General features: G+C 68.9%; 7 protein-coding genes. 6 read left to right on the top strand and 1 reads right to left on the bottom strand.

Features of this window, described 5'->3' with window-relative positions; genetic code table 11:
* The first annotated feature begins 84 nt into the window (after positions 1-84).
* Entirely contained in the window at positions 85-1,068 is a 984-nt protein-coding gene (locus GOAMI_RS12740; protein ID WP_006436945.1) for a hypothetical protein, read from the top strand.
* A 77-nt stretch (positions 1,069-1,145) separates the two neighbouring features.
* On the opposite strand, the gene GOAMI_RS12735 is transcribed toward GOAMI_RS12740, so the two are convergent.
* The gene (locus tag GOAMI_RS12735) at positions 1,146-1,787 is read right to left on the bottom strand and encodes a TetR/AcrR family transcriptional regulator (protein ID WP_006436944.1); all 642 of its coding nucleotides are present in this window, start codon (positions 1,785-1,787) and stop codon (positions 1,146-1,148) included.
* 219 nt (positions 1,788-2,006) lie between these two features.
* Here GOAMI_RS12735 and GOAMI_RS12730 point away from each other — a divergent pair, with 219 nt between their 5' ends.
* The 5 genes from GOAMI_RS12730 to atzF are packed head-to-tail and all read left to right on the top strand — an operon-like array spanning position 2,007 to position 8,911.
* Positions 2,007-3,554, top strand: coding sequence for an amino acid permease (locus tag GOAMI_RS12730; protein ID WP_006436943.1), 1,548 nt, complete (start codon positions 2,007-2,009; stop codon positions 3,552-3,554).
* Positions 3,555-3,576: 22 nt separating this feature from the next.
* Positions 3,577-4,422 carry an urea amidolyase associated protein UAAP1 gene (locus tag GOAMI_RS12725; RefSeq protein WP_006436942.1) on the top strand — a complete coding sequence of 282 codons (846 nt, stop codon included), beginning with the start codon at positions 3,577-3,579 and terminating at the stop codon, positions 4,420-4,422.
* A 29-nt stretch (positions 4,423-4,451) separates the two neighbouring features.
* Positions 4,452-5,120 carry an urea amidolyase associated protein UAAP2 gene (locus GOAMI_RS12720; RefSeq protein ID WP_006436941.1) on the top strand — a complete coding sequence of 223 codons (669 nt, stop codon included), beginning with the start codon at positions 4,452-4,454 and terminating at the stop codon, positions 5,118-5,120.
* Between the two features lie 54 nt (positions 5,121-5,174).
* Positions 5,175-7,244, top strand: coding sequence for a 5-oxoprolinase/urea amidolyase family protein (locus GOAMI_RS12715; protein WP_006436940.1), 2,070 nt, complete (start codon positions 5,175-5,177; stop codon positions 7,242-7,244).
* Complete coding sequence (gene atzF, locus GOAMI_RS12710) at positions 7,241-8,911, top strand: allophanate hydrolase (RefSeq protein WP_006436939.1); 1,671 nt, start codon at positions 7,241-7,243, stop codon at positions 8,909-8,911. The genes GOAMI_RS12715 and atzF overlap by 4 nt, the downstream gene beginning before the upstream one ends.
* Positions 8,912-8,954 lie beyond the last annotated feature (43 nt).

Below are 8,954 nucleotides of genomic sequence, written 5' to 3'. Positions count from 1 at the left end.
TCAGGGACTTCGACCGAGCTACGCCGAATGCGCTTCCAGGGCTTGCGCGTTCGACGCCCAGCGGTCGTACTGTTGGGATGTGCGATGGCCGCGTCGTTCGCGGTGACCGCACCTGCCGACGCAGCCACTCCAGGGGCCGGGCCGCCGACACCGGACCTCGCCTCGGCGGGGATTCTCGCCGGGGCCCCGCCGATCGGGAGGTTGCCGGACCTTCGTCCGGTGTCCCAGGTGGTGGTGTCGAAGGCCGTTGGCGGGAAACAGGAGTCGGTCGTGACGTCGACCTGGCCGCGGGTTCTGCCGGGTGATGTGTCGGTGCATCCGACGCCGCTGGGGCCCGCCCGTCGGGTCGCCGATCGAGCGGCCGGAACCGGTGACGTCGTGCGTATCGGCAATCTCGAGCTACGTCGCCCCAGCGTCGTGTCCCGGCAGCTGGCCGCGGACATCAGTGCCGGCTCGGGTGAACTCGTGGCGGGTATCTCCGACGTCCTGCGCAGCAACGGGGTTTCGGTGGCTCGTGCGGACAAGGTCGCCGAACAGATGGTCGGCGACGCCGCGGTCGGTGGTGTGATCGGCGCCGGTGTCGCGGCTCCGCTGGCCTTGGCCGTCGGCGGTGTGGTCGGTGGTGGACTCGGACTCGTTCTCACACTTCCGCTTTGGCCTACCGGTCTCGTCGTGGGTCCGCTGGTCGGGACCGCTGTCGTCGCCACTCTGGTCGCGCTGCCGGCAGTCGCGGCCGGTGTCGCCATCGGAGCGGCGCACGGTTACGACAAGGGGTGGAAGGTGCCGCTCAACCGGAAGCCGGCCACGCGTCCCCAGCCGACGTCGGTCTCTCTCGACCGGGCTCCGGCCCAGGTGGCCCCGCCGGTACCGGCGACCGTCATCAGGCAGCTGACCCCGGTGTCCGCCGTCACGCGGTCGGCCCCGGTGCCCGCGGTTCGGCGCGTGACGCCGACGCCGGCGGTGAAGAGGATCGCGCCCGCCCAGTCCGCCCGTCGCGATGCGGTGCCGTGTTCGCTGCTGCGGATGGCGGAGGTCGCGTTACAGGGAGGTGTGGTCGGCAGCTGCTGATCGGACCAGAGCAACGACCCTGGCGCAGTGACCTACTGCGCCAGGGTCGTTCTGCTCTCCGCTGGGCCGTCGGCCGGTCAGGGCCGGTGTTCGGTCAGCATCCGGATCGCGCCGACGATCGTGCCGACGAGACCCTCGGCGGTGTGGCTGCCGAGCTCGCCGCGCTGTTCGTCGGCGCGCATCATGATGACCGACTCCACGAGGCGGAACGGCAGCAGACAGCGCTTGTCCGCCGGATCGCCCAGCGCCGCGGACGTCAGTGCCGCATAGGCGGCGGCGAGTTCTTGTCGCGCGGAGCGGAATTCGACGAATCGGGGTTCGCCCACCTCGGGTAGCAGATAGAGCGCGCCGAGGTTCCAGCGTGCGCGGGCGAGCTGTTCCACGTCGAACCGGGCCAGTGTGAGCAGCCGATCCAACGCCGGTCCCTCGGTGTCGAGCAGAGCGCGGGCCTGTTCGACCGAGGCGAGCACGGTCGTCTCCAGCAGGTTCGCGAGGATGTCGTCCTTGGTGCCGAAGTAGTGGTACATCGATGCCTGACGGATGCCCACGGCCTCGGCGATCATCCGCGTCGATGTCCCGGTGTAGCCGTGGCGCGTGAAGAGCTCGGCGGCGGCGTCGAGGATCTCGTCGCGGGCGGTCTCGCCCCGACGTCTCGACGGCACCAGGCGTGGGCGCCCGGGACCGCCGGATGTGGTGGCCGAGCGCGCGCCGGTCGCCATGATTCCTCCTGCGTTGGTGGATGTTCTCGACCCAGTGGACCATGTGTGAGCGACTCCGGAGGCCGTTGCGATACCTCGACCTGCATCGATTAACGCACTCGTTACGCCCGTTTTCGCGGTCGGAACAAAACTGTCAACCGCAAGAAATGTTCGTTCGCTTATCTGTCAACTGACAGATTCGCGCTCGACGAGGAGCTCCTCGACAAGAAGGAACGCACCATGACCTCAACCCCGGAAACGGCTGTTGCGCCACCGGCCACCGCGCCGGCCGGCGACCTCGACGCCGACGACCTCTCCGAATTCGGTTACGAGCAGCAGCTGCACCGCTCGCTCGGCAAATTCGCCTCCTTCGCTGCGGGCTTCTCGTTCGTCTCCATTCTGACCACGATCTTCCAGCTCTTCGGACTCGGCTTCGGATTCGGTGGACCGGCGTTCTTCTGGACCTGGCCGATCGTCTACGCAGGCCAGTTCCTGGTGGCCCTGTGCTTCGCGGAAATCGCTGCGCGGTACCCGATCTCGGGTGCCATCTACCAGTGGTCCCGCCGCCTGGGCGGTGAGGTCATCGGCTGGTTCGGTGGATGGTTCATGATGATCGCGCAGATCGTCACCGCCGCCGCCGCGGCCATCGCGCTGCAGGTGGTCCTGCCTGCGGTGTGGACGGGCTTTCAGATCGTCGGTGACGACCCGACGCTCACCAGTACCAGCGGTGCGGCGAATGCGGTGCTGCTCGGCTCGATCCTCCTGGTGATCGTCACCGCGATCAACTGTGTCGGCGTCACCTGGATGAGCCGCGTCAACAGCATCGGCGTCATCTGCGAACTCGTCGGCGTCACCGCGGTGATCCTCGCGCTGTTCACCCACGCCCGCCGCGGCCCCGACGTCGTCTTCGACACCGGCGTCCCCGGGCAGCAACCCGGCTACATCTGGGCGTTCATCGTGTCCGGCCTGATGGCCGCATATGTCATGGTCGGATTCGGTTCCGCAGGCGAGCTCGCCGAGGAGACCCGGGACCCGCGACGGGTCGCACCGCGCACCATCCGGATGGCTCTGACCGTCTCCGCCGTCGGCGGTGGACTGATGCTGCTCGGTGCGCTCATGGCAGCGCCGACGCTCGATGAGGAACTCGCGACCGGCGGACTGCCCTACGTCCTGGACTCGGTGCTCGGCAGCTTCTGGGGCAAGGTCCTGCTGTGCGACGTCGCGGTGGCGATCTTCATCTGCACCCTCGCCATCCAGACCGCGTGCTCGCGACTGATGTTCTCGATGGCCCGCGACGGCCGGCTCCCGTTCTCCGCGCAGCTGTCCCACGTCAACCGCCGCACCGGTACCCCGATCGCGCCGTCGATCCTCATCGGTGTGCTCTGCATCGGCATCCTGCTGGTCAACGTGGGCAACTCCGCGATCTTCGCGACACTCGCCAGCGTCTGCATCATCCTGATCTACCTGGCCTACCTCGCGGTCACCGGTCCGATGCTCTACCGCCGGTTCCAGGGCTGGCCGCACCGGGGCGGCGTCGACGCCGGCGGCAAGAAGCTGTTCAGCCTGGGTCGCCTCGGGATCGTCGTCAACGCTCTCGCGGTGCTCTACGGAGCGCTCATGGTGATCAACCTGGCCTGGCCACGCGCCGAGGTCTTCGATCCCGCGGGCGAGATGCCGATCCTGCGCTGGGCCGGACCGATCTGCATCGCCGTCACCGTCCTCGTCGGGATCGCGTGTTTCCCACGCGGCAAGGAACATCCGAAGCCCGTCACCTTCCCCGCTTCCTGAACAACTCGGAGGAGTCACGAGAATGACCACCATCACCGCCACCGGGACCACCGCGGGAGCCCGCGAGCATGCCCGGTCGCAGGCCGGCCGTATCACCGACAGCATGCCGGTCGTCCCGGCGTCGAACTGGCCGAACCCACCCGCGGGCATCGAGCCCGCATCCCTGACCTGGGCCGAGGCCGTTCCCGGTGGGCGCTACACCAGCAAGGTCCTGGCCCGCGGTACGCGCCTGCGCCTGCACGACGTCGCCGGTTCGGCCTGCGCCCACATCCTGTTGTGGCGCGCCGACGCACCGTGGGAGCGGCTCAATGTCGCCGACACGGTGAAGGTCCCGTGGCAGGCCTATCTCGGCGCCGGACATCCGTTGCTGAGTGATCAGGGACGCGTCCTGGCGACCGTCGTCGCCGACGAGTCCGGCCATCACGACGCCCTCTGCGGCACGACCACTCTCGCCGGCAACATCGCGAAATACGGCGACGGACATGTACATTCGGCAACCCCGGCGGGACGCGAGATGTTCACTCTCGCCGCCGCCAAGCACGGCCTGACGCCGACCGACGTCGCACCCTCGGTGTCGTTCTTCCACGGGGTGAAGGTCGAGGACGACGGCTCGTTGCGCTCCACCGGTTCCGCCGGTGCCGACAAGTCGGTCGACCTCATCCTGCACCTGCCGTGCGTCGTGGCGATCGTGAACACCGCACACCCCGTCGACCCGTCGCCGACCTTCGACACCACCTCGCTCGAGTTGCTCGCGTGGAAGGCCCAGGCCGAACTCGATGCGCTGCTGGCCGGCGTCGCACACACCGACCCCGAATACCAACGGGCCGTCGCCAACTCCGAAGACGCCTGGGCCGCGGCTCGTTTCTGAGCTCCCCATCCCGAGAGGACCGAACACTCATGACCGCCACCATCGATCTCGCCGCGGCACCCGCCGCCGGCCTCGCCCTCGTCACCGGCACGGTCGTCCACGACGCCACCGTGGGTGAACGCGGCCCCTGGTCGGGTGTCGTCGCGGCCGGCGACGTGCTCACCATCGTCGACCTACACGGCAACCAGGCCGTGGACACCCTCTTCTACGGTGCCGACGACCACACGAAGCGCTACTCGGCGCAGGCCACGATCGCCGCGCAGGGCAACATCTTCCTGACCACCGGCACCGTCATCCGCGACCAGGAGGGCGACCCGCTGATGACGATCGTCGCCGACGAGGTCGGCAACCACGACACCGTCGGTGGTGCGTGCTCGCAGGAGTCCAACACCCTCCGCTACGGCCACCACACCAAGCATCAGCACGCGTGTGTCGAGAACTTCCTGATCGAGGGCAGCCGGCACGGACTGGGCAAGGCCGACCTGGTCGGCAACGTCAACTTCTTCATGAACGTGCCGGTCGACCCCGACGGGTCTCTCGGCATCGTCGACGGACTGTCGGCGCCCGGAAAGCGCCTAGCGCTGCGCGCCGAGACCGACACCCTGGTGCTGATCTCCAACTGCCCGCAGATCAACAACCCGTGCAACGGATTCGACCCGACCGCGGTCCGGGTCATCGTGACCCGACCAGCCGCCTGACACCTCCGCCGCGTCGAATCCGTACAGCTCACCGACTCACCGAGGGACCACACCATGTCTGCCTCCATCGGGGCCCCCACGCCGGCCCCCGTCACCGTCCTGCGGTCCGGCCCGCTCACCACCATCCAGGACTGGCCCGGTCGTACCGGGTACTGGAAGGTCGGGGTACCGCCCTCCGGGCCGATGGACGACCTGTCGTTCCGGCTCGCCAACCTCGCGGTCGGCAACCCCGAGGCGGCGGCCGGCCTCGAGATCACCCTCATGGGTCCGGCATTGCGTTTCGAGGCCGGGGCCGTCGTGGCGGTCACCGGTGCGCCGGTCGCCGTGACGCTCAACGGACGGCCCGTGCCGCAATGGGTTCCGTTGTCGGTGGCTGCCGGTGACGTCCTCGACGTGGGTACCGTCGGGTCGCTGGGCATGCGGGCATACATCGCGGTGTCGGGCGGATTCGACGCGGAGGATTATCTCGGTAGCCGTTCGACCTTCACGATGGGGCGTTTCGGTGGACTCGACGGCCGGCCGCTCGCGGCGGGCGATCAGCTCGCACTGCTGGGCGGTCCGACCGGTCCGGCGCGGCGCATCCTCGGCGACGAGCAGCCCGCCTTGACCAACACCTGGCAACTGGCGGTGACCGTCGGTCCGCACGGCGCACCCGAGTTCTTCACCGAGGCCGACATCGCCGACCTGTTCGCCACCGATTACGAGGTGCACTTCAACTCCGACCGGACGGGCATCCGGCTGATCGGTCCCAAGCCGCGATGGGCGCGCAATGACGGCGGCGAAGCCGGACTGCATCCGTCGAACATCCACGACAACGCGTACTCCGTTGGTGCCCTGGACTTCACCGGCGACACACCGATCCTTCTCGGACCCGACGGGCCGAGCCTCGGCGGATTCGTGTGCCCGGTGACGGTCGTGACCGCCCAGCGGTGGAAGCTCGGTCAGCTCAAGCCCGGTGACACGATCCGCTTCGTGGCCGTGCGCAGTGCGGAGACCGCCTCGCCCAAGGAGACCGGCCTCGGCCGGCGCGCCAGTTTCGTCGACGTCCTGTCCTCGGGCGGCGACGCCGACAACGGAATCCTCGGCTCGACGACGACCGCCGACGGGTCGACGTCGGTGACGTACCGCCGCTCCGGAGACGACAACATCCTCGTCGAATACGGCGAGATGCAGCTCGACCTGGCGCTCCGGGCACGTGTGCACGCGCTGAGTGAGCGCATCGCCGCCGAAGAGCCCCGGGGTCTGATCGATCTCACGCCCGGCATCCGGTCGCTGCAGGTGAAAGCGGACCCGGATGTGTGGTCACAGACGCAGATGCTCGAATGGCTGGCCGAATGCGAGAGCGAGCTTCCCGCCGCCGAAGATCTCGTGGTGCCCAGCCGAACGGTTCACCTGCCGCTGTCGTGGGACGACCCGGCCACCCGGGAGGCCATCGAACGCTACATGCTCGGTGTGCGTTCCGACGCTCCCTGGTGCCCGTGGAACATCGAGTTCATCCGCCGCATGAACGGCCTCGACTCCGTCGACGACGTCTATCGCACCGTGTTCGACGCCAGCTATCTGGTACTCGGCCTGGGCGACGTGTATCTCGGTGCGCCGGTGGCGGTTCCGCTGGACCCCCGCCACCGGCTCGTCACGACGAAGTACAACCCGGCGCGGACCTGGACGCCGGAGAACGCGGTCGGCATCGGCGGTGCTTACCTGTGCATCTACGGAATGGAGGGTCCCGGCGGCTATCAGTTCGTCGGACGCACCACGCAGGTGTGGAACCATCGCCACCCGCAGCCGGCTCCCGGTTTCGATCCCGAACACCCATGGTTGCTGCGCTTCTTCGACCGTATCCACTGGTACCCGGTGAGTGCCGAGGAACTCCTCGACATGCGCGCCCACGTCGCTGCCGGACGCGGGGACAGTACCAAGATCGTCGACGGTGTCTTCTCGCTGGCAGAACACCAGCAGTACCTCGAAGACAATGCCGCCGACATCGCCTCTCGGCGGGAGAAGATGGAGATCGCCCGGGCCGAGGAGCGTCAGAGATGGTCGGCGCAGGGTGAATTCGCCGACGACGGCAACGGCGCCGAGACGGCAGTGGTCGGCGTGGGGAACGAGGAGCGAGTGGCATGAGCAAGGTCGACGAGGTCTACACCCGGATCGCCGCGGCGGACCGTCCCGAGGTGTTCCTCACGTTGCGTCCGCAGGCGGACGTCGCGGCCGAGTTCGATGCGGCACTCGCGTCCGGCGGGCCGCTGGCCGGCACGATCCTCGCGGTCAAGGACAACGTCGACGTCGCCGGGCTGCCGACCACCGCGGCCTGCCCGGGCTACGCCTCCACGCCGACCGCAGACGCACCCGCGGTCGCGGCACTGCGGGCGGCCGGTGCCGTGGTGATCGGGAAGACGAACCTCGACCAGTTCGCGACCGGACTCGTGGGAACGCGCAGTCCTCATGGCGCCGTGCGTGATTCGCGACGACCCGATCGCATCTCGGGCGGTTCGAGTTCGGGATCTGCGGTGGCGGTTGCGCTCGGATTCGCGGACATAGCGATCGGCACCGACACCGCCGGATCGGGCCGCGTACCCGCGGGCCTACAAGGGCTCGTCGGCGTCAAGCCGACGGTCGGGGCGATCTCGACCGACGGCGTCGTGCCGGCGTGTGCAAGCTATGATACGGTCACGATCTTCGCCGCCGACCTCCCACTGGCGAACCGCGCCATGTCGGCTATGGCTGCAGCGCAGGGCCCGAGGCCGTTCGGCTCGTCGGCGCCGCTGGCCGCACCGGAACGTCCCGTGGTCGCCGTGCCCGCCGACCTGCCTGAACTCGACGAGGCCTGGCGCGCCGCGTTCGCCGAGGCGGTGCTGCGGGCCGAGGCCGCCGGACTCGTGATCAAGACCGTCGACCTGTCGCCCTTCCTGGCGGCTGCGAAACTTCTGTATGAGGACGCGCTCGTCGCCGAACGGCACGACGCGGTCGGTGACTTCCTGGACTCGGCGGACCCGGACGATGCCGGGCTCGACCCCACCGTAGCCGGGATCATCGGTGCCGCAGCTCGATTCACCGCCGTGGATCTCCTCCGCGCGCGCCGCCGCCTTGCCGAACTCCGGACGGAGGCCATGGAGGAGTGGGGTGACGCCACCGTGCTGATGGTCCCGACCGCGCCGGCGCACCCGACGATCGCCGAGGTCGCCGACGACCCGGTCGGCGTCAACTCCCGGATGGGCACGTACACCAACTTCTGCAATCTGTTCGATCTCTGCGGCCTCGCCGTCCCGAGCGGCGTCGTATCCGAAACCGACGGGACCGAGGCGCAATTCGGCGTCACCTTCCTGGGCACGGCACACGAGGATGCGGTCCTCGTCGACGTGGCGGGCCGGTTCCTCGGTGCTCCCGACATCCGGGCGTCGTGGGTGGAGACCGCGGAGTCGATCGAGCTCGCGGTCTTCGGCGCGCACATGCGGGGCGGGCCGCTCACCCACGAGCTCAGCGAGCGTGGCGCCCGATGGGCGGGCGAGATCACCACGACCCCGACCTACCGACTCGTAGCGCTCGACACCATCCCGCCGAAACCGGGCCTGATCCGCGATCCTGCTGCCGGACGGGCCATTCGGGGCGAGATCTGGCGGTTGTCGCCGGCCGCGCTCGGCGAGTTCCTCGCCGCTCTGCCGGAACCGATGATGCTGGGCAAGGTCGAGGTGGCCGCCGGCGAGACGGGACCGGCGCGGTGGATCGTCGGCTTCGGTTGCGCGGCCGACGCCGGTGCTGCCGGAACGGAACTCGACCGCGACCGCTGGTAGTCCCGACCTCGCCCACCCGCATCTCATCCGTATGACGTCGAGC

Origin of the sequence: Gordonia amicalis NBRC 100051 = JCM 11271 (assembly GCF_000332995.1) — a bacterium.
In the GTDB taxonomy this organism is placed as follows: Bacteria; Actinomycetota; Actinomycetes; order Mycobacteriales; family Mycobacteriaceae; genus Gordonia; species Gordonia amicalis.
Note: the sequence above shows the minus strand (reverse complement) of the source record. Positions and strands in the feature narration are given on the sequence as shown.